Annotated in this window: 20 protein-coding genes and 1 tRNA gene; 12 read left to right on the top strand and 9 right to left on the bottom strand. The window is 64.7% G+C overall.

Translation table 11 applies throughout. The annotated features are described in order from the left end of the window. Window positions 1-27 precede the first annotated feature (27 nt). The gene (locus MRBLMC3_RS08480; protein ID WP_363737547.1) at window positions 28-984 is read left to right on the top strand and encodes a chromate resistance protein ChrB domain-containing protein; all 957 of its coding nucleotides are present in this window, start codon (window positions 28-30) and stop codon (window positions 982-984) included. Next, window positions 981-2,384: a chromate efflux transporter gene (gene chrA / locus MRBLMC3_RS08485; protein ID WP_363752815.1), complete on the top strand. Its 1,404-nt coding sequence runs from the start codon at window positions 981-983 to the stop codon at window positions 2,382-2,384. Before MRBLMC3_RS08480 ends, chrA begins: the two co-directional genes overlap by 4 nt. 162 nt (window positions 2,385-2,546) lie before the next feature. Here chrA and MRBLMC3_RS08490 read toward each other — a convergent pair whose 3' ends face one another. From MRBLMC3_RS08490 to MRBLMC3_RS08505, 4 genes are all read right to left on the bottom strand, one after another. Further along, window positions 2,547-4,670 carry an Atxe2 family lasso peptide isopeptidase gene (locus MRBLMC3_RS08490; protein WP_363827621.1) on the bottom strand — a complete coding sequence of 708 codons (2,124 nt, stop codon included), beginning with the start codon at window positions 4,668-4,670 and terminating at the stop codon, window positions 2,547-2,549. Beyond that, window positions 4,664-7,234 carry a TonB-dependent receptor gene (locus MRBLMC3_RS08495; RefSeq protein ID WP_363827624.1) on the bottom strand — a complete coding sequence of 857 codons (2,571 nt, stop codon included), beginning with the start codon at window positions 7,232-7,234 and terminating at the stop codon, window positions 4,664-4,666. The genes MRBLMC3_RS08490 and MRBLMC3_RS08495 overlap by 7 nt, the downstream gene beginning before the upstream one ends. A gap of 101 nt (window positions 7,235-7,335) precedes the next feature. Continuing rightward, on the bottom strand, window positions 7,336-8,325 hold the full coding sequence (locus MRBLMC3_RS08500) for a FecR family protein (RefSeq protein ID WP_363827627.1): 990 nt from the start codon (window positions 8,323-8,325) through the stop codon (window positions 7,336-7,338). Further along, window positions 8,318-8,869 carry an RNA polymerase sigma factor gene (locus tag MRBLMC3_RS08505; RefSeq protein WP_363827630.1) on the bottom strand — a complete coding sequence of 184 codons (552 nt, stop codon included), beginning with the start codon at window positions 8,867-8,869 and terminating at the stop codon, window positions 8,318-8,320. The genes MRBLMC3_RS08500 and MRBLMC3_RS08505 overlap by 8 nt, the downstream gene beginning before the upstream one ends. A gap of 498 nt (window positions 8,870-9,367) precedes the next feature. Here MRBLMC3_RS08505 and MRBLMC3_RS08510 point away from each other — a divergent pair, with 498 nt between their 5' ends. Further along, on the top strand, window positions 9,368-10,543 hold the full coding sequence (locus MRBLMC3_RS08510) for a hypothetical protein (protein ID WP_363827633.1): 1,176 nt from the start codon (window positions 9,368-9,370) through the stop codon (window positions 10,541-10,543). Between the two features lie 10 nt (window positions 10,544-10,553). On the opposite strand, the gene MRBLMC3_RS08515 is transcribed toward MRBLMC3_RS08510, so the two are convergent. Together MRBLMC3_RS08515 and MRBLMC3_RS08520 are read right to left on the bottom strand one after the other, a co-directional pair. Continuing rightward, on the bottom strand, window positions 10,554-11,777 hold the full coding sequence (locus MRBLMC3_RS08515) for a tyrosine-type recombinase/integrase (RefSeq protein ID WP_363827635.1): 1,224 nt from the start codon (window positions 11,775-11,777) through the stop codon (window positions 10,554-10,556). A gap of 162 nt (window positions 11,778-11,939) precedes the next feature. After that, a tRNA-Leu gene (locus MRBLMC3_RS08520) sits at window positions 11,940-12,026 on the bottom strand. Window positions 12,027-12,167: 141 nt separating this feature from the next. Between MRBLMC3_RS08520 and MRBLMC3_RS08525 the strand changes: the two genes are divergently transcribed. Both MRBLMC3_RS08525 and MRBLMC3_RS08530 read left to right on the top strand, forming a co-directional pair. Continuing rightward, window positions 12,168-12,923, top strand: coding sequence for an alpha/beta fold hydrolase (locus MRBLMC3_RS08525; protein ID WP_363827638.1), 756 nt, complete (start codon window positions 12,168-12,170; stop codon window positions 12,921-12,923). After that, window positions 12,923-13,792, top strand: coding sequence for a tetratricopeptide repeat protein (locus tag MRBLMC3_RS08530; protein WP_363827641.1), 870 nt, complete (start codon window positions 12,923-12,925; stop codon window positions 13,790-13,792). Before MRBLMC3_RS08525 ends, MRBLMC3_RS08530 begins: the two co-directional genes overlap by 1 nt. A gap of 40 nt (window positions 13,793-13,832) precedes the next feature. Here MRBLMC3_RS08530 and MRBLMC3_RS08535 read toward each other — a convergent pair whose 3' ends face one another. Further along, window positions 13,833-14,537, bottom strand: a complete 705-nt coding sequence (locus MRBLMC3_RS08535) for an SIMPL domain-containing protein (protein ID WP_363827644.1) — start codon at window positions 14,535-14,537, stop codon at window positions 13,833-13,835. Between the two features lie 102 nt (window positions 14,538-14,639). On the opposite strand from MRBLMC3_RS08535, the gene MRBLMC3_RS08540 reads away from it, so the two are divergent. The 3 genes from MRBLMC3_RS08540 to MRBLMC3_RS08550 are packed head-to-tail and all read left to right on the top strand — an operon-like array spanning window position 14,640 to window position 16,273. Continuing rightward, window positions 14,640-15,074, top strand: a complete 435-nt coding sequence (locus MRBLMC3_RS08540; RefSeq protein ID WP_363827646.1) for a VOC family protein — start codon at window positions 14,640-14,642, stop codon at window positions 15,072-15,074. 4 nt (window positions 15,075-15,078) lie between these two features. Beyond that, the gene (gloB, locus tag MRBLMC3_RS08545; protein WP_363827649.1) at window positions 15,079-15,801 is read left to right on the top strand and encodes a hydroxyacylglutathione hydrolase; all 723 of its coding nucleotides are present in this window, start codon (window positions 15,079-15,081) and stop codon (window positions 15,799-15,801) included. Between the two features lie 55 nt (window positions 15,802-15,856). After that, entirely contained in the window at window positions 15,857-16,273 is a 417-nt protein-coding gene (locus MRBLMC3_RS08550; protein ID WP_363827652.1) for a hypothetical protein, read from the top strand. 42 nt (window positions 16,274-16,315) lie between these two features. Here MRBLMC3_RS08550 and MRBLMC3_RS08555 read toward each other — a convergent pair whose 3' ends face one another. After that, entirely contained in the window at window positions 16,316-18,094 is a 1,779-nt protein-coding gene (locus tag MRBLMC3_RS08555) for an AMP-dependent synthetase/ligase (RefSeq protein ID WP_363827655.1), read from the bottom strand. A 299-nt stretch (window positions 18,095-18,393) separates the two neighbouring features. Next, window positions 18,394-18,738, bottom strand: a complete 345-nt coding sequence (gene rpoZ, locus MRBLMC3_RS08560) for a DNA-directed RNA polymerase subunit omega (protein ID WP_007688625.1) — start codon at window positions 18,736-18,738, stop codon at window positions 18,394-18,396. Window positions 18,739-18,860: 122 nt separating this feature from the next. Here rpoZ and MRBLMC3_RS08565 point away from each other — a divergent pair, with 122 nt between their 5' ends. The 4 genes from MRBLMC3_RS08565 (at window position 18,861) to MRBLMC3_RS08580 (ending at window position 25,029) form a co-directional block, all read left to right on the top strand. Then, entirely contained in the window at window positions 18,861-20,075 is a 1,215-nt protein-coding gene (locus MRBLMC3_RS08565; RefSeq protein WP_363827658.1) for a phospholipase D-like domain-containing protein, read from the top strand. Window positions 20,076-20,207: 132 nt separating this feature from the next. Beyond that, entirely contained in the window at window positions 20,208-21,716 is a 1,509-nt protein-coding gene (locus MRBLMC3_RS08570; protein ID WP_363827661.1) for a glycerol-3-phosphate dehydrogenase, read from the top strand. Beyond that, window positions 21,713-23,179: an FGGY family carbohydrate kinase gene (locus MRBLMC3_RS08575; protein ID WP_363827664.1), complete on the top strand. Its 1,467-nt coding sequence runs from the start codon at window positions 21,713-21,715 to the stop codon at window positions 23,177-23,179. Before MRBLMC3_RS08570 ends, MRBLMC3_RS08575 begins: the two co-directional genes overlap by 4 nt. Window positions 23,180-23,247: 68 nt before the next feature. Beyond that, complete coding sequence (locus tag MRBLMC3_RS08580; protein WP_363827667.1) at window positions 23,248-25,029, top strand: sensor domain-containing diguanylate cyclase; 1,782 nt, start codon at window positions 23,248-23,250, stop codon at window positions 25,027-25,029. The last annotated feature ends 5 nt before the right edge of the window (window positions 25,030-25,034 follow it).

The raw sequence follows: 25,034 nt of genomic DNA on the forward strand, positions 1-25,034 counted from the left end.
ATATAGAAAATGAGATATAGTAATATCATGAAACGCGCAACAGCCCCTGTCGAGTGGATTGCTCTACTCCACCAGCTTCCGACGAAACCGCCCTATCTGCGCGTGAAAATCTGGCGTCGTCTGCAAGCAATCGGCGCGGTGGCAATCAAGAACGCCGTCCACGTGCTGCCGAAGACACTGGAGCACGAAGCAACTCTTCAGGAACTGCTGAATGAGATCGTCGCCGGTGGGGGCGAAGCGATCCTGATCGAAGCCAGACTGCTCGCCGGCATGAACGATGCGGACATTCAGGCGCTTTTCGATGGCGCACGGGACGCGGATTATGACGAAATTACGCAAAGCGCCCGACGCCTTCTGGAAACCGGCCCCGCCAGCGGAAGCGAAATTGCGCGGCTTCAGAAACGAATGAACGAGGTCTTGGCACTCGACTATTTCAGGGCCCAACGCCGCCAGGATGCCGAGGTTGCGCTCGCTGAGCTTGTCCGCCAACGCTACGAGCATCCTGATATCAGCCGCACCGAGCCTCCGGCCGAACACCCGCCGGACCTGAAATCGAAGGTCTGGGTGACGCGCAGCGGGGTTCATGTCGATCGGATTGCTTGTGCCTGGCTTATTCGCCGGTTCGTCGACCCGGTGGCCACCTTCAAATTCGTTGATGCCCGCACCTATCTGCCCGGCCCGGACGAACTGCGCTTCGACATGGCTGAAGCGGAGTTCACCCATGAGGAAGATCGATGCAGCTTCGAGACGATCATGCTGCGAGCGGGTCTTTCCGATGATCCTGCCCTCGCAGCCATCGGCGAAATCATCCATGACCTCGATATCGCGGACGGCAAGTTCAACCGACCGGAAACAGCGGGACTGGGAGCGATCCTTTCCGGGGTGTGCGCTTCCACCGACGACGACCTTCAGCGCATCGCCCAGGCGGGCGAAACGCTCAACCAGTTCCATGCATTCTTCAGCGCGAGGGGAACCGAACAATGACTGCTGCTCCCTTTGCTCCTGCTGACGCGCCGGTCCAGGGCACAGGCGATCACGGCATTCCGTTCGCCGAAGCGGCAGGCGTGTGGGCGCGCATTGCCGCCCTGAGCTTTGGCGGGCCTGCCGGCCAGATCGCGGTCATGCACCGCATCCTGGTCGAAGAGAAGAAGTGGATCGGGGAGGAACGATTTCTGCATGCACTGAACTACTGCATGTTGCTGCCTGGGCCCGAAGCGCAGCAGCTTGCCGCCTATCTCGGGTGGCTGCTGCACAAGACCAAGGGCGGGCTGGTAGCCGGATGCCTGTTCGTCCTGCCCGGCTTTCTCGCCATTCTTGGCCTCAGCTGCATCTATGTGCTGCTCGGGCAGACCCCGCTGATAGAGGGTTTGTTCTTCGGCCTCAAGGCTGCTGTTCTCGCCGTCGTCATCCAGGCTGTCGTGCGCGTGGGATCGCGAGCGCTCCGGAACAACGTGATGCGAGGAATAGCGGCAGCGGCGTTCGTCGCCATCTTTTTCCTCGACGCGCCGTTTCCGCTGATCGTCCTTCTTGCGGGCATCGGTGGGTATGTTGGCGGGCGCGCCGGCCTTTCTGCGTTCAAGGGCGGCGGCGGTCATGGCCCTGCTGGCGGCAAGATCGTTCACGACGCCGAAACTGCGCTGGGCGAAGGTCTTCCGGACCATGCCCGTCCCAATCTCTCCTGGTCACTCAAAATCTCGGGCGCTTTTCTCGTTCTTTGGCTCGCTCCGGTGATAGCGTTGCTCGTCCTTGCCGGGCCAGACAATGTTTTCACTCAAATTGCCACATTCTTCAGCCAAATGGCGGTCGTGACCTTCGGCGGCGCTTATGCGGTGCTCGCTTATGTCGCACAGGAAGCGGTCGGCACCTATGGCTGGCTGAAGCCTGGTGAAATGCTCAATGGCCTGGGTCTTGCCGAAACAACGCCGGGGCCACTCATCATGGTCACGCAATTTGTTGGTTTTCTGGCTGCCTTTCGCGAAGCATCAGGACTCCCTCCGCTGCTCGCTGCAACGCTGGGCGCGATCCTCACCACCTGGGTAACGTTCGTGCCCTGCTTCCTGTGGATTTTTGCCGGCGCACCTTTTGTCGAGCGCCTGCGCGGCAACCGGGCCCTCTCATCGGCGTTGACGGCGATAACGGCGGCAGTGGTCGGCGTGATCATGAACCTCGCCATCTGGTTTGCCATCCACACGCTCTTCACGCGGGTCCGGACTGTGGGCGGCGTTGGCGGCGGCTTCGACGTGCCTGTACTGTCATCGCTGAATGTGCCCGCGCTTCTCCTGGCAATGGCCGCCGCGCTGGCTGTTTTCAGGTTAAAAATTGGTATGATCCCGGTTCTCCTCGCTTCTGCTGTCTTGGGTTCTGCCTACCTCTTGATCGTGTAATCGGGAGCTTCAACTCGACCAAGCAGCGCCTTTTTGCCCCAAGGTCGCTCGCGATCGTTCGCGGATTGACCGGTTGGGATCGACAGTTGGCATTCTCATCCCCCCGAGAGGCCGTCGCTATTCGACTTTTGCAACCGAAATCTGCTAGTCGGGAGCAGCCCATCAGCGGACTGGAACCGTCAATGAGGCAGGGGGAGTTCCCTGTCGCATCCCGTTCCAACGACGATATTGCTCAATCTTGGCGGCATCCGAATCCTCCCGGCCCTGTAGCCAGAAGGAGAACCAGTCCAAGTTACGCTCATAGACGGCGCGCCGGTGGATCGGCTGCCATTTGACGTGGAATTCGTCGGGATAGACATACATCTCCACTGGCTTGTTCTGCTCGTGAAGGGCACCAAAGGCTTCGAGCGCCAGCCGGAACTCATTGTCGGCGAGTTGCATGAGCAGCGGCGTATCGATCCGGGCAGCATTGCGGGCCAGCGACATGTCGCGCCAGAAGCCTGGATTGTCCCGGGTTGCAGGCGGATAGCCCATCCCGCGCAGCCACTCTGCCCAGGCGATGCCACCATAGGTCGCCGTGGTGTTGGGTTCCATGCAACAGGTGCTGACGGCCGCAGCTGCGAAGGCTTTCGAGTTGATCAAAGCGAAGGCAACGGTCGAAGCGCCGTCACTCAGGCCCGTTATGCCCACGCGCGCGGGATCGATATCGCTACGATCAACTGCCTGGCGGACGCCGGTGAGGACCGATGACAGCAGGCTGCGGCGTTCACCCCAATCTTTCTGGTTGGCGGCATTGATTTCGTACCAGGTCTTGAGTTGGGGAAAGGCCGCGGCGAAGAAATTGGGCCGCTCGGTACTGAGCACGGCGATCCCGCGCTGGGCGAGCAGGAAGATCGGATAATCGTCGCCGGTGCCACCGCGCAGGAAGCCGTCGCTATGATATTGCACGACGACCATCGGCAGTTTCTGTCCGGGCTTGTGCCCCGGCGGCAGGACCAGGTCGCCCCATGCTTCCAGGCCAAGATCGTTGCGCCATCTGAGCCGAGTGACAGAACCCAGGCGAATGCCGGATAATTCGGGATTGGGATCGAAAATGGTGCGCAACCTGCCGTTCGCGGTGTCGATGGCAACCACATTGCGCGGCGTGCTGCTGTCTTCGCGGGTGCAGACCAGTTCGGTACCAGCCATTACGCAGCCGTGCAGCACGTCGGTTGTGCGCGACAAGGCGGTCGGACGGCCAGCGCCGGGTCGCCAGCGATAGAGCGCCATCGCCTCCTTGGCCCAGCCTTCCCGACGCAGAATAAGCACCGATGCGCCTTGCCACCAAAGCGAGACGATACCGCCGGCACAGGCCTCGGCATCGCAGCGCCAACTGCTGTTGCCGTTCGTGACGAAGAGCCTCGCGGACGTCAGCGGCGAAGTGTTCGAACGCTCGAGATGCGCCTTGCGGCCGTCAGCACTGATGGCTTGCGGATCCACCGGCATGTCGGCAGGTGCGGCGCGTTCGACTGCCGCTTGCTCAGCAGCATCGGCTGGCACGACCGCGCCGGTACGCAAATCGACGGCGCTGACGTCCAGCGCCGCGGTGGCCGGGGTGAGCGGCCGCGGGGAAATCTCCGGCGAGACGCGGCGGTCGTACAGCCACCCTGACTGGCCTTCGCGATCGAGTTCCGCCTGCACGGCTGCCGCGCCTTTTCGCGTGCCGTAGAGCAGCCGTGATCCGTCCTTGCTCCAGGCCACCGCCTCGACATCGACGTCGGAGCGCGTGACCGCACGCGCGCCGCCGCCGTCCGCCTGTGCCACCCACGCCTGCGTCACGCCACGGTCGCGCCGCAGATAGGCTAGCCTGCGCCCGTCAGGGGACCAGGACGGAACGATGGTGCGCGTGGTGCCGCTCGGCAGGTAAAAGCCGCGCTGCACGTCCATGATCTGGATGAGTTCGCCGCCCCGATCGACAATATCGGGTGGGCCGACGCCCGTCAGTGCACTGACGACCAGTGCGCGGCAATAGCTGTTGGTCGCGAGATCGGCACGGTTGATGATATAGGCGATACGACTGCCGTCCGGCGCGACAGCGAACGGGCTCGGACCGTTGAAGACGGCGGAATCCGGGTCGCCAATCTCGCGAAGCTGGATGAGGTCCGCCGCTGTCAGATCGCGCGTCGCTGTCTGGACGGCAGCCTCATCCGAAGGCAGGACATCACCGCAGTTTGCCCACGCTGCGCCGGGAATCAGCAGGCACAAGGCCACAATGCCGATGCCGCCCCTTATTTTGGCGCTCACCATTGCCGGGTGATCCCGAAGGCGATCATCCGGCCGACCGGAGAATAATTGGTCGAGTCGTAAGGCGTATCGTAGGGTATCGACGTCGCGATCGGGTCGGGCTTGTCGTTGAAGAGGTTCTGGACCGACAGGCTGAATTCGAGACCGCCGAGCGGTGCACCGGGCTCGACCCGGTAGCGGGCGGTGAGATCGAGCGTGGTCATCGCCTTGATGCGCACGGTTGGCGTCGAGCGCGTGTCGCTGACACTGCCGGTGTAATTGGCGTTGGCCGCCAGAGTGAGATTGCCGCCAGTCCAGGCGACTCCAGCCTGTCCGCGCCAATGGGGCGGATTGAAGATGGTGCCGGCAAGGTCATAGGTGGGCTGACCAGCGCTGAGTTGCTGGTCGCTTTCGAGATAGGCGATGTCGAGCGACAGGCGCAGTCGCTGGTCTGGCGCAATCGCGGCATTGTAGCTCGCCAGCACATCGACGCCCCTCGCGCGCTGCCGACCGGCATTCAGATTGGCATTGTCGACAATCGCGACGACGTTCGCCGGATCACAGGGCACGCCGGTAATGTTGAGGAAGGTGCCCGCACTGGCGATGGCGGCCGCCTGTTGAGTAGCACTCGGGTTGAAGATGATCTGGTCGCGGTAGATGGGATTGCTCAAAGCCTGCGCCAGCAAGGTGATCGGCGATACGATCCGGTCGCGATAGCGTACGCTGAAATAGCTGACCTCGAGGCTCGCGCCCGGCAGTGCGCGCGGATGCAGGGCAAGCGTGGTCGACCAAGTCGTCGCCTTTTCCGGCTTGAGATCGGGATTGCCGCCGAGGATGAGAATGGCCCCCGCGCTTGCCGGCGTCCCCGTCGCACCCAGCGCTGCGGGAGGAAACAGGTAGACCGCGCGCGGCTGATATTGCTGATAGAGCGTTGGCGCGCGGAAGGATTTTCCCCAGCTTCCCTTGAGGCTGATATCAGGCGTCATCGCCCATGACAGACCGAGCTTGGGCGTGGCGACGTCGCCGATGCCGGGGTAACGCTCATAGCGCAGGGCAGCACTCGCATCGATCTTGGTCACAAGCGGCAGGTGCTGGTCCGGGCCGACGATGGGGAGGCTCAATTCCCCGAAAGCGAACAGATTGTCCTGAGACGCGACGGTATTGACCGCGCTTCCGGTCCCGACGAACCGCTCGAAGCCGATATCGCGATAACCGCCGCCAATGGCGATCTTGGCGGTCCCGCCGGGCAGGCGAAAGAGGTCGCCATTGGCATTGATCTCGACCGATTTGGCCGTGTTGCGATAGTAACTGGGGCCGGAATCGCTGCAGACCGTCAGGGCGCATTCGACCTGATGATAGTCGACCCGTTCCCTGCCGTAGGTTCCGCCAAGCGCAATCTGCCAACCGCCAGACAGATCGAGCATGAGTGTCGGCGCGACGCCGAAGGACTTGTCGACCGACGAGAAGGTCGCCTTGCCTTCGTCGAGATCGCCACCTGCCACCGTCGGAAATGTCAGGTCACTCCAGCGGATATTGTATAGCCCATCGATTGAGAAGGCCAGGCCGCCGCCCAGGTCCTGATGTCCGCTGACAACGACGCTGTGATGGCGCAGTGCCGGGTACAGATCGAGGCCCGGCGAGCGTGTCGCGGCATAGGACCGCTGGCTCGCGCGGATCGCAGTGTTGCTGCCATATTCATAGGCCGCGAGCAGCCCGCCTGATGCCCATTTGCGCCCGGCCAGCACGCCATATTGCTGCTGGAAATCGCCTCCGTCCGTGGTTCCCGCCAGGCGGGCACTAGTTTCCAGGCCGTCATAGTCACGGCGCAGGATGACGTTGGCGACGCCGGCGACCGCGTCAGAGCCGTAGATGGCCGAGGCGCCGTCTGGGACGACCTCGATGCGATCGACCGCGGAAACCGGAATACCCGATACATCGACGCTCTGCCGAACAGCCGTATAGGCGAGACGCCGGCCGTTGAGCAGCGTGAGCGTCGCATCGCTCCCAAGGCCGCGCAGATTGATGGATGATCCGCCGCCAACGTCGACGCCGCTGGCGTCGGGGACATTCATGCCGATGCCGGGGTTCTGCCCGCCTCCGAAGCTTTGCGGGATACGGCGGACAACGTCGCCCAACCCAGCCTGGCCGGAATCGCGGATCTCTTCCTGACCGATCCGGACCACCGGCGAAGCAATCGCGGCACCGCGCAGCCGGCTTCCCGTGACGACGATATCCTGCCGGTCATTTGTCGAACTGCCGTCACGGCTTGTGCGGGCCTGCCGCACGGCAAAGCCGCCATCGACAGGCGTGTATGCCAGCCCGGATTGGTCGAGCAGTATGCGCAGCGCTTCCTCGACGGTGTAGGAACCGTGAAGCGGCGGGGCCTGCTTGCCCGCCAAGATCTTGCTGTCGACCAGCACGGTGATGCCGGATTGAAGTGCCAGCGCCTGGAGCGACGCGCCCAGATCTTGCGCCGGCACTTCAAAGGCATGGCGCTTTACGTCCTGGCCTCGCGCGACCGAAGGGCCCGCCACCAGCGCCACGGCAGCGATGCTGTTGAACAGATATCTTGCGTCAAATCGAACCATTATCCTGTGTCTCCCCCTGGCCACGTCGTGGCTGGTTGGCGGGGAGACGCCGGGTTCTGAAAACCCACGACAGGTTTTTTTCAGTGAAGGGTCAAAACATCCTACGGAGCGCTGCGAAGAAGGATCACGCCCGGATCGGTTCGGTCGATACCGAGCCCGAATGTCGCTGCCACGGCCCGGGCGAAGGCGTCCGGATTGCGCACCTGGAAGGCGCCGGTAACCGACAGGCGGGCCAGCTCAGGCTCGGCAAGGCGTATCTGGATGCGGTTGTAGCGGTTGATGGCTGCGACGGCCTCGCCAAGCGGGCCGCTGTCCAGCGCCAGCATGCCGGACACCCATTGGGTCTCGGCCGGCAACGTAGGACGGGGCATGTCGGCATTGCCCAGGTCTGCGGTCTGTCCAGCGGCAAGCGTTCGGGCTGGATGGGAGGCTGCGTCACTTGTGCTGGTGAGATCGACCCGCCCCTCAATCACCGCCACCACGGGACTTCCGCTTTCCACGCTGACGTCGAACAGCGTGCTGCGTGCAACGACAGTGCCGCCGGGAATCGTAACGGTGAACGGTCGCTTGCCGTCCGGCGCAACGCGAAAGCGCGCGCGGCCTCGTTCCAGCGAGACCTTCCGCTCGCTCGCGGAAAGGGTGACACGCACGCGCGTGGCGGTGTCGAGCGTGAGCTGCGATCCGTCCGCCAGCGATATGGTCCTGATTTCGCCCAGCGCGGTTTCGTAGGTCGCGGCTTGCGCCGGAGAAACCAGTTCGAGAGGGGATCCATAGCGCAGCAAGCCGATACCGCCGATCCCGAGCAGGACGACGACGCCAAGGCTGGCAGCCGCAACATGGGTGCTGTGCCGCATCAGGAAGGGTGCGCGAACCAGCTTTCGCGTGCGGCCGATGTCGCTGTCGGCCAGCAACGAGCTATCCTGCCAGTGACGCTCCGCCTGCGCATAGGCGATCCGATGGCGCGGATCGGCATCCAGCCAGACGGCAAAGGCTCGCTCGACGTCCGGACTCGCAGGTTCCTGCCGACGTGCCAGCCAATCCCCGGCGGCATCCTGGATAGCGCGCGGAATGGAACGAACTTCGTCAGCCATGGTCGCTGAGGTGTCGCCCAAGTTGCTTGATCGCCCGGCTCATCTGCTTTTCCACGCCTCGCACGCTCAATCCCGTCTGTTCCGCGATTTCGGCGTAACTATAGCCATCAAGGCGGCAAGCGAGAAATATTTGCCGGGTCAGCGGCTTGAGGCGCAGGACGGCCTGTTCGACACGGGCAAGACGGTCGCGCGCCTCCAACGCAGCGACAGGATCCCCGCTTCCAATTTCGACATCGTCTATCGGCACATGCTGGGACTGGTGATTACGGGCAACGGTGCGGGCGTGATCGCGCAGGAGATTGTGCGCGGCCTCGCGCAGATAGGCTCCGGGCGAATGGATCGCGACGGCATCGGTTTGCGCGCGGGCAACGAGCCGGGTGAAGACCTGCTGGACGATCTCCTCGGCGCGATCGTCAGGAGCGCGACGATCGAGGAAGCGCAGGAGCCGTGGCCTCTCAGTTCGGTACAATTCGTCGATGGTCGGCGCCATCGATGTCACGCGATCATGCGTCGGCGGCAGCGGCTCGCCTTCGTCGATCGGCAAACGGGCCGCTCCTAGTGCAGGCCGCATGGCTTGTGGCGCAGTGCGCCGATCCCGGCTGTGGATCGCATCGATCGCATCTCCTCGCGTCTGGCGAGGCGATGCCGGCGAAAGCCGGGTGTTGAGAACATGCACGAGCACATGCGCCAACGCCTTTGGCCGCGAACGGCTTGGACATGCGCGTCGGCCACCCGGCCGCACGATGGCGGATCCATTTCATCTCGCACGAGGTTCTCACGCCTCGGCGCCATGCATCGATGGCGCGCCTTCAGCTTATCGCAGGTCGTCCAAGACGCAAGCCCGGCTCTGCGGAACAAGGCGATTTAAGGCTCTGAACAGGCATAATATCCTTCCAATCGAGCGGCGTCATTGCCGATGCATTTTTCTTGTCGGGTATTTCTCAATCCGAGCGTCATGGAATGATCGCAAACCGGTTTTGGGCGGCGGATCGGCAGCTTCCGGCGTCCTCATGCATGTGGCTTTGGAGTGAAAGACTGTCCGATGGATATGCCCACCACGCTGTTGGACCGTGCATTGCTGTCCCGTACCGAACTTCACGCCCTGGTCTGGGCCGAACCTCTCCGCCACCTCGCAGGACGCTTCAGCATATCGGATCAAAGTCTCGCCAAACTGTGCGACCGTCTCGATATCCCGCGTCCTCGGCCTGGGCACTGGAACAAGGTCGCGGCCGGAAAGGAGATCGCCGTGCCGGCCTTGCCGCCCGCAAAAGCCGGCATGGACGAGAAGATAGAAATTACCCCGCACCCGGATGGTAGTGCGTCGTCAACTGCGCACGACCCTCTTGCGGCGGCCCGCCACACTCGCAAAGCGGTGCGCGTGGCCGATCGGCTTTCGGATCCGCACTCCATCGTTGCCGGCTGGCTTGCAAATCGAAGGGAGGCGATCGCCCGGGGAAGGCTGGTCTATGATATCTGGCCCAACCGGCCGGTCCGGGCCGCGCCTTTCACGCCGCTCGAACGGCGTCGCCTCAGGATATTGGACACCCTGTTCAAAGCCTTGGAAGCAGAGAAGATCGTCGTCGCCGAGACAGACCGGCATGGTCCCGTTGCGCGGTGCGGACAGGACGAGATCGCATTTCAACTGAGGCCCCGGCTCAAGGAAGTGCGCCAGCGCCTCACTGCCGAAGAGAGACCGTGGCATGGCTCCGGCAAGCAATACCGGCGAGAACTGGTCGAGACGGATGTGCTGGTCTTCGAGATCAAGCGCTGGTTGCCCGGCGATTTGCCCCGCGTCTGGCAGGACGGCCGCAAGGGCATGATCGAGGACAGGGTGGGCGACATACTCGCTACCCTGCTTGCGGCATTCCCGATGATGGCGGCAGCGCGCCAAGAGGCCGAGGAGCGGCAGCGACTAAGGGAGACCGAGGAACGGCGTCGCCAGATCCTGGCGCAGGAGCTCAAGCTCGACCGCGACCGCTTCCGGTGCTTTCTCGAACAGGCCGGCAGATGGCGCGAAGCTGAACTGGCGCGGGATTTCCTCATGGCGCTGCGCGCCGCGATCCCGGATTCTTCATTGGAAATCGGCGGCACGCCTGCCGCCGAATGGCTGGAATGGGCGCAAGCGCATGTGCAGGCCCATGATCCGCTCACACAGGGTTCGTGCGCTGTCTTCCGGTCGATCGCCGAAGTGACGGAGAGGGCCTATCGTGACCATTAGGCCGGGAGCCTCAGGCGCGTCGGAAGTTGGGCTTCAAGACCCTCGCGCCGTCGCGCATCTCGTCCAGCTGATCCGACCAGTACTGCATCATGCGCACGCGCTCGTCCCAGTATTCGCCGCGCGTGTAGGCCCGCCTTATGGCTTTGGTCTCCATATGGGCGAGCTGGCGCTCGATGGCGTCGGGATTGAACTTGCCCGTTTCGTTGAGCAGCGTCGCCGCCATCGCCCGGAAGCCGTGCGCCGTCATCTCCTCCTGGCTGAAACCGAGCGCTCGAAGGGCCGCGTTGACCGTGTTTTCGGACATCGGGCGAAGCGGCGAGCGGAAAGAGGGGAAGCAGTATCGTCCCGTGCCCGTCAGTTCCCAGAGCTGTTCGAAGAGCGCGATGACCTGCGTGGACAGCGGCACGCGGTGCGGCCGACGCATCTTCATCTTCTGCTCGGGGATGTTCCAGACCGAGCGGTCGAAGTCGAATTCGCTCCACTCGGCCTGGCGCAGTTCGCCCGGTCGCACGAACAGATGGGCCGACAGCCTGAGCCCGAACAGGGTGATGGCGTGGCCGGTGTACCCCTCGATGGCGCGCATCAGTTCGCCCGCGCCCTTGGGCGTGGTGATGGCGGCGAGATGCTTGGCCTTGGGAACGGTCAGCGCTCCGCGCAAATCGCGGGATGGATCCATTTCGGCGCGCGTGGTGGCGATGGCGTAGCGGAACACGCGACCGAGGACGCTGCGCATCCGGCGCGCGCTTTCGTAGCGACCGGTGGCCTCGATCGCGCGGAGCACGGCCAGCGCTTCCTGCGGGGTGATCTTGGCTACCGGACGGCTGCCGATCCTGGGATAGGCCTTGGCGAGCAGCCAGCGGATCTTGCTGAGCGTAACCTCCGACATGCCCTCGCGTTCCTGCTTGGCGACCCATTCCTCGGCGACCAGCTTGAAGCTGTTTTCCTCGGACAGCATCGCGCGCGCTTCGGCGAGCTTGGCTTCGTGCGAGGGATCGAGCCCGGCGGCGATCAGCTTGCGGGCTTCGTCGCGCCGCTCGTGTGCGTCGGCGAGGCCGACGTCGGGCCAGGCGCCGAAGGAAAGCGTACGCTGCTTGCCGAGATAGGCATAGTTCAGCCGCCAGAGCTTCCGACCGTTCGGCTTGACGAGGAGATAGAGGCCGGCGCCGTCGGTGAGCTTGTATTCGCGCTCCCTCGGCCTGGCGCTCGTGACGGTGGTCGCGAAGAGTTTTCCCATGGTATCGGCCCGTCCATAAGGGGCCTTCGATACCATGCAGGATACCATATTTGTTCCCGATTGGTGCCGGATCAGCCCGGATTTGACCGGACGGTCTTAGCACAAAAAACGGCTGAAATCAGCCGTTTTTCGGACGTTCCCGGACGTCGCCGGAAGAACAAATGGTGCCCAGAAGAGGACTCGAACCTCCACGACCTTGCGATCGCCAGCACCTGAAGCTGGTGCGTCTACCAATTCCGCCATCTGGGCACGGGGTAGGAGCGCGCAACTAGCCTCTGGTCGGAGGGCTGTCAATCACGCCGGGTGGATTATTCTTATTTTTTCTGGTTTCCCCGCCAAGACCTTTTACGAGCCTTTTTCAGGCCCCTGCCGCTGAACTGGAGAAATAGCATGGAACGCCCCGAAACCGCTCCACCCGCCTTTTTCGCGCGCGGGGACGGATTGCGGCTCGCCTATCGCCATCGGCCGGGCACGGGGCCGACGATCATCTTCCTGCCCGGCTACATGTCCGACATGGAAGGCGGCAAAGCGGTCGCGCTGGACCATTGGGCGCGGGATCAGGGCCGGGCGATGCTCCGTCTCGACTATGCCGGCAACGGGGTGAGCGACGGGCGGTTCGAGGATGGGACGCTGGCGAGTTGGCGCGACGATGCGCTGCTGCTGATCGATTCGCTGACAGACGGGCCGCTGGTGCTGGTCGGGTCGTCCATGGGCGGCTGGCTGGCGCTGTTGATCGCGCTGGCGCGACCGGGGCGAGTGGCGGGGCTGGTCGGCATCGCGGCGGCGCCGGATTTCACCGAATGGGGCTTTACCCAGGCGGACAAGGCCTTGCTGGCAACGGAGGGCCGACTCCTGGAACCGACCCCCTATGGCGATGATCCCTATGTCACCACCCTGGGCTTCTGGAAATCCGGCCAGTCGCTCCGCCTGCTGGAGGAGGAAATCGCGATCGATTGCCCGGTTCGCCTGTTGCAGGGCCAGGCCGATCCAGATGTACCGTGGCAGACGGCGCTGCGCATCGCCGAGCGGCTGCGTTCATCCGATGTGCAGATGCTGCTGATTAAGGATGGCGACCATCGCCTTTCCCGCGACGCCGACATCGCCCTGCTGATCCGGACCGTCGCCAGCCTGTTGGACAGCCTCTGATGCCCTTTCTCCTCCCGCTGCTTCTGCTCGCGCCGCAGGTCTATGATCCGGAGATCGAGGCGGTGATGAACCGCAAGAGGAAGGAAAAGGCGGAGGCCGCGGCTTCCGTCCCCGCTGCGCCTGCACGGGCAGCGACAACGGCAAGCGACGGCCGCATTCCCGTGCCGGACAAATATGCCGCGAAATTCCAGGCCTGTCTGGATCAGGCGGTGGAGGCGCCCGACAAGGGCGTCGACTTCGCGCAACAATGGCGTATCGAAGGCGGCAGCTTCTATGCGCGCAACTGCATGGGCTTTGCCTATGCCCGCGCCGAACGCTGGGCGCCGGCGATCGTCGCCTTCGAACAGGGGGCGGATGAAGCCGAACGCAACGGCGAAATGGTGCAGAGCGGCCGTTTATGGGCACAGGCGGGCAATGCCGCGCTGGCGGCCGGCGATGCCGCCAAGGCGCGCGACGATTTCGACGCGGCATTGGCGCGCGGCCTGCCCGATGGGATGGAGAAGGGAGAGGTGCATCTCGACCGCGCCCGCGCACTGGTGGCGCTGAACGATGCCCAGGCCGCGCGAGACTCCCTGGACATCGCGCTGGAGCAGGTGCCGCAGGATCCGCTGGCCTGGCTGCTTTCGGCCACCCTGGCGCGACGATCGGGAGAGATGAAACTGGCCCAGGCGCAGATTGCGCGCGCGGTGCAGCTTTCCCCGGATGATGCCTCTGTCGCGCTGGAGGAGGGCAATATCGCCATCCTCACCGATCATGAGGATGTTGCCCGCTCCGCCTGGCAACGCGCCGTGAAGCTGGCCGCGGATGCTCCCGCAGGAAAGGCCGCCGCCGACAATCTTTCCCGCCTGACGCCGAAGCCCGCCAACTGAAGATGCTCCGGGCGGATCCTCTTCTGGATGCCGACCGGTCCTAATCGAGGTAGAAGTCGACCGTCGTGACGACCCGGACCTTCTTGTACGGCGTATCGCTGGACCCGTCGGCCTCGCCATCGCGCGCCTCGATCGAAAAATAGCCCTGGGTCGCGCTCTTGATGCCGCCCACATTGGCGCCGCTGTCCCGGGCGAACTGTTCGGCGGCGGCGCGGGCATCCCGGGTGGCGGCGGCGACCATCTGCGGCTTCACGTCGTTGAGTTTGGTGAAGCTGTAGCGCATGCCCGATCCCTCCTGCAGCGTGACGCCGCGCCGGACCAGGTCGAATTGCTGCGCCACGGCGCGCTGGGCACGGGTGATGTCGGTCGTGCGCAGCAACATCCGCTGGGTGATGGTGATCGTGTTCACGCCATTATTGATATATTGATTGACGCCCGCGCCGGTCGCCGTCAGCGCATCCGGCCTGAAGCCGAGGCTGGCGAAATAGGCGTGCAGTTCCCGCGTATTATTGTCGATCTCCGCCCGGACGGAGGGCAAGTCGAAACCGGTGGCCGAGTAGCTGATCGACCAGGTGGCAAGATCGGCCGTCACATCCTTTTCCGCCAGCCCGCGGACCGTCACGGAACGATCCGCCGCCTTGGCCCGCTTGAGCCCGTCGCCCAGGAGGTAACCGCCGCCGACCATGCCAAGGGCCAGCACCCCCGCGCATGCCACGAAAAGCTTGTCATGATAGGTTAAAGCCATGCCGCCTCCCCTCTTCCGTCCAGGCCCGCCAGGGCTTATCTTCTGGTCATCTAAGGCGTCAGAGATGAACCGTTGCTTTATGACGACGAATGGAGTGAAGACTTGCCCAAATATCTGCACACGATGATCCGCGTGACCGACATTGACCGCACCGTGGACTTCTTCCGCCTGCTCGGCCTGGAAGAACAGAAACGCTTCGACAGCTCGGAGGGTCGGTTCACCCTGGTCTTCCTAGCCGCGCCGGGGGATGAGGAGGCGCAGGTCGAGCTTACCTACAACTGGCCTGCCGAGGACGGCACCCCGCCGGAGGTCTATGGCGGCGGCCGCAATTTCGGGCATCTCGCCTATCGGGTCGAGAATATCTATGAGACCTGCCAGCGGCTGTTGGATGCGGGCGTGACGATCAACCGCCCGCCCCGTGACGGATATATGGCCTTTGTGCGGACGCCGGACGGTATTTCCGTCGAACTGCTGCAGGACGGGCGTCTGGAACCGGCCGAGCCCTGGGTTTCCATGCCCAATGTCGGAGTCTGGTAAAACCATGCTGGAAGTCGTCCGCATCCCCGTCCTGAACGACAATTATGTCTGGCTGCTGCACGATGATGCCAGCAAGGAAACCGTCGTCGTCGATCCTGCCGTCGCCGGGCCAGTGCTGGAGGCAGCGCAGCAAAGGGGCTGGACGATCAGCCAGATCTGGAACACCCACTGGCATGGCGACCATGTCGGCGGCAATGCGGCGATCAGGGCGGCGACCGGCTGCACCATCACCGGCCCCGCGGCGGAGGCCGAGAAGATCGGCACGCTGGACCGCATGGTCAGGGAGGGCGACAGCGTGTGCATCGGCGCCCACCGGGCGGCCGTGCTGGCCGTGCCCGCCCATACCGCAGGCCATGTCGCCTATCATCTGGCGGACGACCATATGATCTTCGTGGGCGACACGCTGTTCGCCATGGGGTGTGGCCGACTGTTCGAGGGGACGGCGGCGCAGATGTTCGCCAATATGCAGCGCCTGGCCGAGTTGCCCGACGATACCATCGTCTATTGCGCGCATGAATATACGCAGTCGAACGGCCGCTTCGCGTTGACGGTCGAGCCTGACAACGCCGCCTTGCACGCCCGCATGGCGCAGGTAGACGCGGCGCGTTTGCGGGGGGAGGCTACCGTGCCGACCAGCATCGGGCAGGAGCGCGCGACCAACATCTTCATGCGCGCCCGCGATGTCGCGCAACTGGCGGAGCGACGGGCGGCGAAGGATGCGGCGTGACGGTTTCCACGCCGGTTGAGCGTCTTGGAAGCGGGGACGAATGAGGAGAGGTGTCGTGCGTCCATGGATATCGCGGTCCGTCCCGTGGCTTGTCCCGCTGTTGCTGGCGGGATGCTCGGGCAGCTATCAGCCGCCCAAGCTGACCGAAAAACAGACGAGTGAGCTGGAACAAGCCCTCGCCGGCAAGGTGGCCGGCGAAAAGACGAGTTGCGTCAATCACGAACCCCAGACCAACCTGACCGCCATCAGCGGCAATGTGCTGCTCTATCGGGTCAGCGGGCGACTGGTCTATCGCAACGACCTGATCGGCAGTTGTTCCGGGCTGACGCGTGGCGATACGATGATCATCAAGACCTGGGGATCGCAATATTGCCGTGGCGACATGGTCACCAGCGCCGACCTGACCACGGGAATGGTGACGGGAAGCTGCGCGCTTGGCGACTTCACGCCCTATCGCTCGCCGGGCAAATAGGATCGCCTCCCGGCGCGGCCTTCCCGCACGGGCAGGAACAACCTACCCCTTGTACAGCGCGTCCAGCCGATCCTGATAGCGGGCGCGGATGACATGCCGTCGGATCTTCATCGACGGGGTCATCTCGCTATTGTCGATGGTGAAGGGCTCGTCGGCCAGGATGAAGCGCCGCACCCGCTCGATCACGGACAGATCGTCGTTCACCCGATCGACGGCGGCGCGCAGCGCAGCCAGATAATCGCCATCCGCCTCGATCCCCTCGACCTTGCGCCCCCGCGCCTGCGCCCATTCGCGCGTCCATTCGGCGTCCGGCACCAGCAGCCCCACCAGATGCGGACGACGGTCGCCATGGACCATCGCCTGCCCGATCTCCGGCTGGAGCGTCAGCATGCCTTCGACTTTCTGGGGCGAGACATTGTCGCCCTTGTCGTTGACGATCAGGTCCTTCTTGCGGTCGGTGATGCGTATGCGCCCCCTGGCATCGATCTCCCCGATATCGCCGGTGTGCAGCCACCCATCCTGCAGCGCCTTTTCCGTTTCCGCCGGATTGCGCCAATAGCCGTGCATCACCAGCTCGCCGCGGACGAGGATTTCGCCATCCTCCGCAATCCGCACCTCCACGCCGTCGAGCGGCGGCCCCACCGTATCCATCGCGATCCCCGCGCGCGGCCGGTTGCAACTGATCACCGGCCCGGCCTCGGTCTGGCCATAGCCCTGGAGCAGCGTCAGTCCCATGGCGTCGAAGAACAGGCCGACATCGGGATTGAGAGGAGCGCCGCCTGACACCAGCGCCTTCATCCGCCCGCCGAAGCGCGCCGCCACCTTGGGCTTCAGCGTCCGCGCCAGCAGCGCCTTCATCGGCAGGTCTAGCAGGGATGTCCTCCCCTGCTGTTCCTTCGCTGCGATGCGCAGCGCCTGTCCCAGCAGATAGGTGGGAAATTTGCCCTGCTTCTCGATCGACTTGATGATGCGGGTGCGCAGCACCTCGAACAGGCGGGGGACGACGACCATGATCGTCGGCCTTGCCTCCTCGATATTGCTGGCCAGCTTTTCCAGCCCTTCCGCATAATAGATCTGCCCGGCCGCCATGATCGGCAGGAACTGGCCCCCGCTATGCTCATAGGCGTGGGAAAGGGGGAGGAAGGACAGGAACACCTCTTCGCCCCGCCCGAAATCCTCCTCCAGCAAGCTGTCCGCGCCCTCGATGTTGCAGAGGATCGCGCCATGATGCTGCATCACCCCGCGCGGCGCGCCGCCGGTGCCGCTGGTATAGATGATGCAGGCCAGATCCTCGCGCTTCGCCGCCTGGCTGGCGGCGCAGGCTTCGATGTCGGTGGGATAATGGGCGATCAGGTCGCTCCACAAATGGCAGGTGACCTGCCCCTGCATGCCGCGCAACGGCTCCATGCCGATGACGATGTTCGCCTGCGACCGAAGCACGGCGGGCATCAGGGTCTGCGCCAGCTTCGCAGTGGAGACGATGACCGCGCGGGCGCCGCTGTCGGTCAGGATATGCTGGTGATCGCGCGTGGTGTTCGTGGTGTAGGTCGGCACGGTGACGCATCCGGCCGCCATGATGGCAAGGTCGGCGATGCAGAATTCCGGCCGGTTCTCGCTGACCAGCATCACCGGATCGCCGGGCTTCAGCCCCTGCGCCTGCAAGGCGCTGGCCAACGAGGCGACTTCAAGGGCGACCTCGGTCCAGCTCAGCGACTGCCATTGCCCGGCTGTCTTGCGCCAGAGGAAAGGCGCGTCACCCATCGCCTTCGCGCGAGTGAAGAACAGGGTCACCAGATTGGGAAAACGCTCCTTCGCGCTCAAAACGGCATCTCCTCACTCGCGGCGCATCTTCGGCGCGCTCTTCCGCCTGCCTGGCAGGCTATAACCACGCCATGCCGTAACGGCCAAGATTTTTCGCGGCTTTCCCAAGACGCTTACGAGTGCGGAGATTCAATCTGGACGAGAATGGGAAGAAGACAGGCATTCGCCTACATGCAGCGCCGGGAAGGCGCGATGCCGTTCCTGCGACCTGAGCCAGGCCGACCCACTCCCTGAAACGGTGAGGCCCGGTCCTGCTTGCGCAGGCCGGGCCTCATTCCCTCTCCAAGCTGGTGACCGGATCAGCCGTCGTAATCGCCGCCGATATTCTGGTTGCGCGGCGGGGCAGCGGCGGTCAGGCGCAGCGCCTCCGCCGACTGGGCGATCGAGCCGATTTCATCGGGCGTGTCGTCATCGTCAATCTGCACCTTCTGCAGCGACGCGACGAGCGAATCGTGCAGATCGACCGGAAGGACCGTCTCTTCCGCGATTTCACGCAGTGCCACGACGGGATTTTTATCGCGATCGCGGTCCAGCGTCAGCTCCGCGCCGCCGGAAATCTCGCGGGCGCGCTGCGCGGCAAGCAGGACGAGGTCAAAACGGTTGGTAACCTTGTCGACGCAATCTTCGACGGTAACGCGGGCCAAACGGGCGCTCCTGAACCAAAGGTAAAATAGTGAAATGCGCGCCTAACAGCGCCTGTTCCAAGAGTCAATGAAAAGCCCATAAAGTCATGGTCAGCCGCCGCGAATGCGGGCATGAACGGAGCATGGCGAGCATCGGGCAGGCAGAGCCGGGTCATGGCGGGGAACAGGGCGGGGAACAGATCGACCTGTCGCTGCACGCCAACCACCTGCGCGTGATCGAGACGGGGCCGGCGCTGCGGCAGGCGCTGGTCGACCTGATCGACGGCGCGCGGGAAAGCGTAAAGCTCTATTATTACATCTTCGCGGCCGACGACAGCGGACGGCTGATCCTGGACCGGCTGATCGCGGCACAGCGGCGCGGGGTAGCGGTCACGCTGATGATCGACGCTTTCGGATCGGGATCGACGCCGCTCGCCTTCTTCGATCCGCTGGTGGCTGCTGGAGCGCATTTCGGCCGCTTCGGCGCGCGCCGATCGATGCGCTACCTGATCCGCAATCACCAGAAGCTGGCGATTGCCGACGACCGGCGGCTGCTGATGGGCGGCTTCAACGTCGAGGACGGCTATTTCGGGATTCCGGCGGAGGATTGCTGGCACGATCTGGGCCTGTTGGTGGAAGGGCCGCAGGTGCAGGCGATGACCAGCTGGTACGGCCAGCTCTGGCGCTGGGTCTCGACGCGAAGGCAGCGGTTCCGCACGCTGCGCCGCATGGTGCGCAACTGGCACAGCCCCATCCATCCCGTAGCGGACGAGCCGATGCGCTGGGTGATCGGCGGCCCCACCCGGCGGCTCAGTCCCTGGGCGCAGCTTGTGAAGCATGATCTGGAGCAGGCAGGGCGGCTCGACATGGTGGAGGCCTATTTCTCGCCGGGCCGCGGCATGCTCAAGCGCATTGCCAGGGCCGCGCGGCGCAAGGGATCTCGCCTCATCCTGCCCTCCAGGTCCGACAATGGCGCGACCGTCGCGGCGGCGCGGCTGCTCTATGGCCCCCTCCTCCGGCGCGGCGTGGAGATCTGGGAATATCAACCGTGCAAGCTGCACATGAAGCTGATCGTGGTGGACGATGCGGTCTATATCGGCTCGGCCAATTTCGACATGCGCAGCCTGTTCCTCAACCTGGAAATCATGCTGCGGATCGAGCATGCCGGCTTTGCCAAGGCGATGCGGGCGCTGATCGACCGGCGGACAGGAGAAAGCCGCCAGGTCACGCTTGAAACCTACCGTACCCAGCGCAGCCTGCCCACGCTGGTCAAACAGTGGATCAGCTATTTCCTGGTCGGCGTGCTCGACTACACCGTGACCCGCCGCCTCAACTTCCGCGACCCCGATGCCGACTAGCAGTTCCGTTCCGCAAGCGCTGGAGCGCGCTGCGTCAAATCTGATGCCAGCCGCCAACACGGTTTTCTCGTCGCATCATTGCCAGCGGAAAACCGGTTCCCACTTTTCCGCCCGATGCTCTAGGATGACGGGGTGACGAGGGAGACAGACCCGACCCCCTATGACATTGCCGTGATCGGGGGCGGCATCAACGGCTGCGGCGTGGCTCGTGACGCGGCCGGGCGCGGTGCGCGGGTGCTGCTGCTGGAGCGCGGCGACCTGGCGCAGGGCACATCGTCCGCCTCCACCAAGCTGATCCATGGCGGGCTGCGCTATCTGGAGCATCGGGAATTCGGCCTGGTGCGCGAATCGCTGGCGGAACGCGAGCGGCTCTGGGCGATCGCCCCGCACATCATCCATCCGCTGCGCTTCGTGCTGCCCTGGGTACCGGGGCTGCGGCCGCGCTGGATGCTGCGACTGGGCCTCTTCCTGTACGACCATATCGGCGGCCGGCACGCCCTGCCGCCGACGCAGGGCATCGACCTGCGCCGCCATCCGGCCGGACGGCCGCTGCAACCCGGCTTCGGCAAGGCCTTCCTCTATTCCGATGGCTGGGTCGACGATGCCCGCCTCGTCATCCTCAACGCCCGCGATGCGGCGGAAAGGGGCGCGGAGGTGCGCACCCGGACGGACGTGCAGCGGTTGGAACGGGAAAAAGGCGGCTGGACGATCCATGCGCAGGCGAACGACGGATCGATGCCGCGCTTCCGCGCCCGCGCCGTGGTCAACGCCGCCGGGCCGCTCGTGCTCGACCTTCTCCATCGCGCCCATGGCGAAACGGCGCGCCACATGCGGCTGGTGCGCGGATCGCATATCGTCGTGCCGCGCCTGTTCGACCATGGCTTTGCCTATTTCTTCCAGCTGCCCGATGGACGCATCTTCTTTGCCTTGCCCTATGAGCGCGACTTCACCCTGATCGGCACGACCGACCGCGATCATCAGGGGCCGATCGACGATGTCCAACCTGCGCCCGACGAGATCGCCTATCTCTGCGACGGCGCGAACCGCTATTTCCGAAGGATCATCACGCCGCAGGACGTGCTGTGGTCCTATGCCGGCGTCCGGCCGCTGGTCGACGATGGTTCGGGAAAACCGGAAGCCGCGACGCGCGGCTATCGGCTGGAGCTTGACGCGCCACGGGAGGAAGCGCCGCTGCTCAGCCTGTTCGGCGGCAAGATCACCACCTATCGGCACCTCGCGGCCGAGGCGGTGGCGATGCTCAGACCCTTTTTCCCCAGCCTGCCCGCGGGCGACTGGACGGCAAAAGCGGCACTGCCGGGCGGCGACTTCCCGATGCAGGAGCGCGACCGGCTGATCGCCGATCTGGGCTGCGACTATCCCTTTCTCGACTATGCCTCGACGCAGCGGATCGCCTGCGCCTATGGCACCCGTGCATGGGAGTGGCTGGACGGTGCGCGGGACATGGAGGCTCTGGGCACGCATTTCGGCCATGGCCTGACCGAGGCGGAGCTACGCTATCTGGTCGCGCGGGAATGGGCGGTCACGGCCGACGACATATTGTGGCGCCGCACGAAGTTGGGACTGCGCCTCGATGCGGGACAGAAGGCGCATGTGCGGGACTGGCTGGGGGAGAGGGGATGAACGAGCGTCTGATACTGGTGCTGGACGAGGGCACGACATCGACGCGCGCGATGCTCTTCGCGCCGGACGGACGACGGCTGGGCATGGCGCAGGCGGACCTCAGCCAATATTATCCGCAACCCGGCTGGGTCGAACATGATGCGGCAGAAATCTGGGACAAGACGCTCGCCTGCGCGCGCGACATGGTGATGCGGGCGGGCGGCGCGGATCGCATCGCCGCCATCGGCATCACCAACCAGCGCGAAACCGTCGTCGCGTGGGACCGGCGGACCGGCCAGCCTCTGGCTCCCGCAATCGTCTGGCAGGACCGGCGCACGGCCGGGCATTGCGCCGCCCTGCGCGACGCGGGCGAGGAGGAAGCGATCCAGCGGCGGACAGGGCTGGTGCTCGATCCCTATTTCTCAGCAACGAAGATGCGCTGGCTGCTGGACCATGCCCCCGCCGTCGCAGAAGCGGGAAGCGCCCTCGCCTTCGGCACCATAGAAAGCTGGCTGATGTGGAAGCTGACCGGCGGGCTGCATGTCAGCGACGCCAGCAATGCCAGCCGCACCCAGTTGATGGCGCTGGACGGTACGGATTGGGACCAGGGGCTATGCGACCTGTTCGGCGTGCCGCCGCACGCCCTGCCGCAGATCGTCGACAATGTGGGCGCCTTTGCCGAAACCCGGGCCGAATGGTTCGGCCAGCCGATCGCGATCCGGGGATTGATGGGGGATCAGCAGGCGGCGACCATTGGCCAGGGCTGCCTGACGCCGGGCAGCGCCAAGGCGACATTGGGCACGGGCGCCTTCGTCCTCGCTCCCATGGGCAGCACCGTGCCCGTTTCGCGGCATCGTCTGCTCGGCACGCTGCTCTGCCGTCTGCCGGGAGAGACGAATTATGCGCTGGAAGGGTCAGTGTTCGTCGCCGGCAGCCTGATCCAGTGGCTGCGCGACGAACTGCGCCTGATCGCGACGGCGGAGGAAAGCGAAACCCTGGCCCGTTCCGTGCCGGACAGCGGCGGCATCGCGATGCTGCCCGCGCTGGCGGGGCTGGGCGCCCCCCATTGGCGCCCGGACGCCACGGGCATGATCCACGGGCTGACGCTGGGGACCCGTCGGGCGCATATCGTGCGCGCGGCGCTCGAATCCCTCTCGCACCAGCTTCACGACCTGGCCGGAGCGTTCGGCTCCGACGGCATGCCCTGGCAAGGCCTGTGCATCGACGGGGGCATGAGCGCCAATGACTGGATCGCGCAGGACCTGGCCGATATTCTGGGCGTGCCCGTGGATCGCCCGGCCGATGTGGAGACGACGGCCCGGGGCGCGGCGATGCTCGCGGCGGTGGGCGCGGGCCTGTTTCCTTCCCTTGCCGCCGCGGCCGGCGGGATGGGGGCGGCGCGGCGACGGTTCACCCCTGCCCTGCCGGACGATACCAGGGACGAAAGGCTGCGCCGCTGGCACGCCTTGCTGGCGTCCACATGATTTTTCTCCACTGTAAAATCATGATCGTGAGTATATTTTAACGATAAGCGTCTAATGCGGGACCGAACATGCAGACGTCACTTCGCCATACTTCGTCCCGCATTGAGCCTGTCGTCCTGGCAGGCGCTTATTTCTTCATGGCGTCGATCGCGCTTGCCAGTTCGCGCTTTGAAGGGGGCCTCGCCTTCATCTGGGGCGCCAACGCGCTGCTGATGGCCTATCTGCTGACATCGCGGGCCAGCGTCTGGCCGCGGGCCCTGATCGCCTGCGGCATGGCAAGTGCGCTGTCGACCGCCCTGTGGGGCATGGGGACCGCGGCCGCCATACCGATGGCCGGCATCAACCTGCTGGAAGCGCTTATCGTCGCGCTGATCTGCCGCCGCTTTGCGCCAGGCGGGAAATTCGCGGGATCGATGCAGCCGCTGTTCGTCTTCATTCTCGCGCTCTGCGGCCCGGCCAATCTGGTCGCGGGCCTGGCCGCCGCCTCCGTGGCATCGGCACTGACGACAGTGCCGTTCGGTGCGTCGCTGCTGCAATGGTATACCGGGCATGTGCTGGGCGGGCTGACCTGCACGCCGATCCTGATCATGCTGATGAAGGGCGAATTGCGGCGCTGGTTCGGCCAGACCAGGCGCTGGGCGAAGTGTGAAGCGCTCGGATTGCTCCTGCTCTTCGCCCTGGCGACCGGCTTCGTCTTCTACGTGGCCCGCTTTCCCATGCTCTTCGCGCTGCTGCTGCCGATGGTCGCCATCGTCTTCCGCCTGGGCAATCTGGGCGCTGCGGCGTCGGTCATCATCCTGGCGATGATCGGCGGCATGGCGACCATGACGGGCCATGGACCGCTGCACATGATCCCCGGCACGCTGGGCGAAAGGATGCAGTATTTCCAGCTCTTCCTGGCCTTCAGCTTCCTGCTTTCCATGCCGATCGCGGCGGAACTCAACAGCCGCCGGCGCCTGTTCCAGATGTTGCAGGAAAGCGAGGCGCGCTATCGCGCGATCGCGGAAAACAGCGGCGATGTCGTGCTCAACATCCGCGTTGATGGCGTGATCGAATATGCCTCCCCCTCGGCGGCAGAACAGATCGGGTGCGCGCCCGAACTGCTGATCGGGCAGGACGCCGCCAATCTGGTCGACCCGGTGGACCGGGAACAGGTGACCGCGACGCTGGACCGGGCGCTCCACCAGCCCGGCGAAGTGCAGACGGTCGAATTCCGCCCCTTCATATCGGCGCAGGGCAGCGAATGGTGCGAGATGGTGGCGCGCGCCGTCGTTGACGAGCGCGGCATGCCCACCGGCCTTGTCTGCACGATTCGCGACATGTCCCGGCACAAGGCGCGGCAACGCGCGCTGCAGCAGGTGGCGGCGCTGGATTCGCTGACCGGCGCGGACAGCCGGCGGGCTTTCCTGGAAAAGCTGGAAGAGGAAATGCTGCGTGCCCGTCATGGCGGACGGGCCTGCCTGCTGCTGATCGACATCGACCATTTCAAGACGGTCAACGACTGCCACGGTCATGGCGCGGGCGACCGCGTGCTGGCGGGCTTTGTCGATCGGCTGCGCCCGGGGTTGCGCGGCGGCGACAGTATCGGTCGCCTTGGCGGCGAGGAATTCGCCATCCTGCTCGGCGGCACGGATGTCGTCCGGGCGAGCATGATCTGCGAACGGTTGCGTGAAATGGTCACGGCCCATCCCGTTCAGATCGATTCGGGCGACCTGATCCCGGTGACGTTCAGCGCGGGACTGGTCGCCCTGAGTGGACAGAGCGACAGTCAGGCCGTGCTCGAAGCCGCCGACAAGGCGCTGTACAACGCCAAGCATAGTGGAAGGAACTGCCTGCGCCTGGCAGCCTGAGCATT

Origin of the sequence: Sphingobium sp. LMC3-1-1.1 (assembly GCF_040676285.1) — a bacterium.
GTDB lineage: Bacteria > Pseudomonadota > Alphaproteobacteria > Sphingomonadales > Sphingomonadaceae > Sphingobium.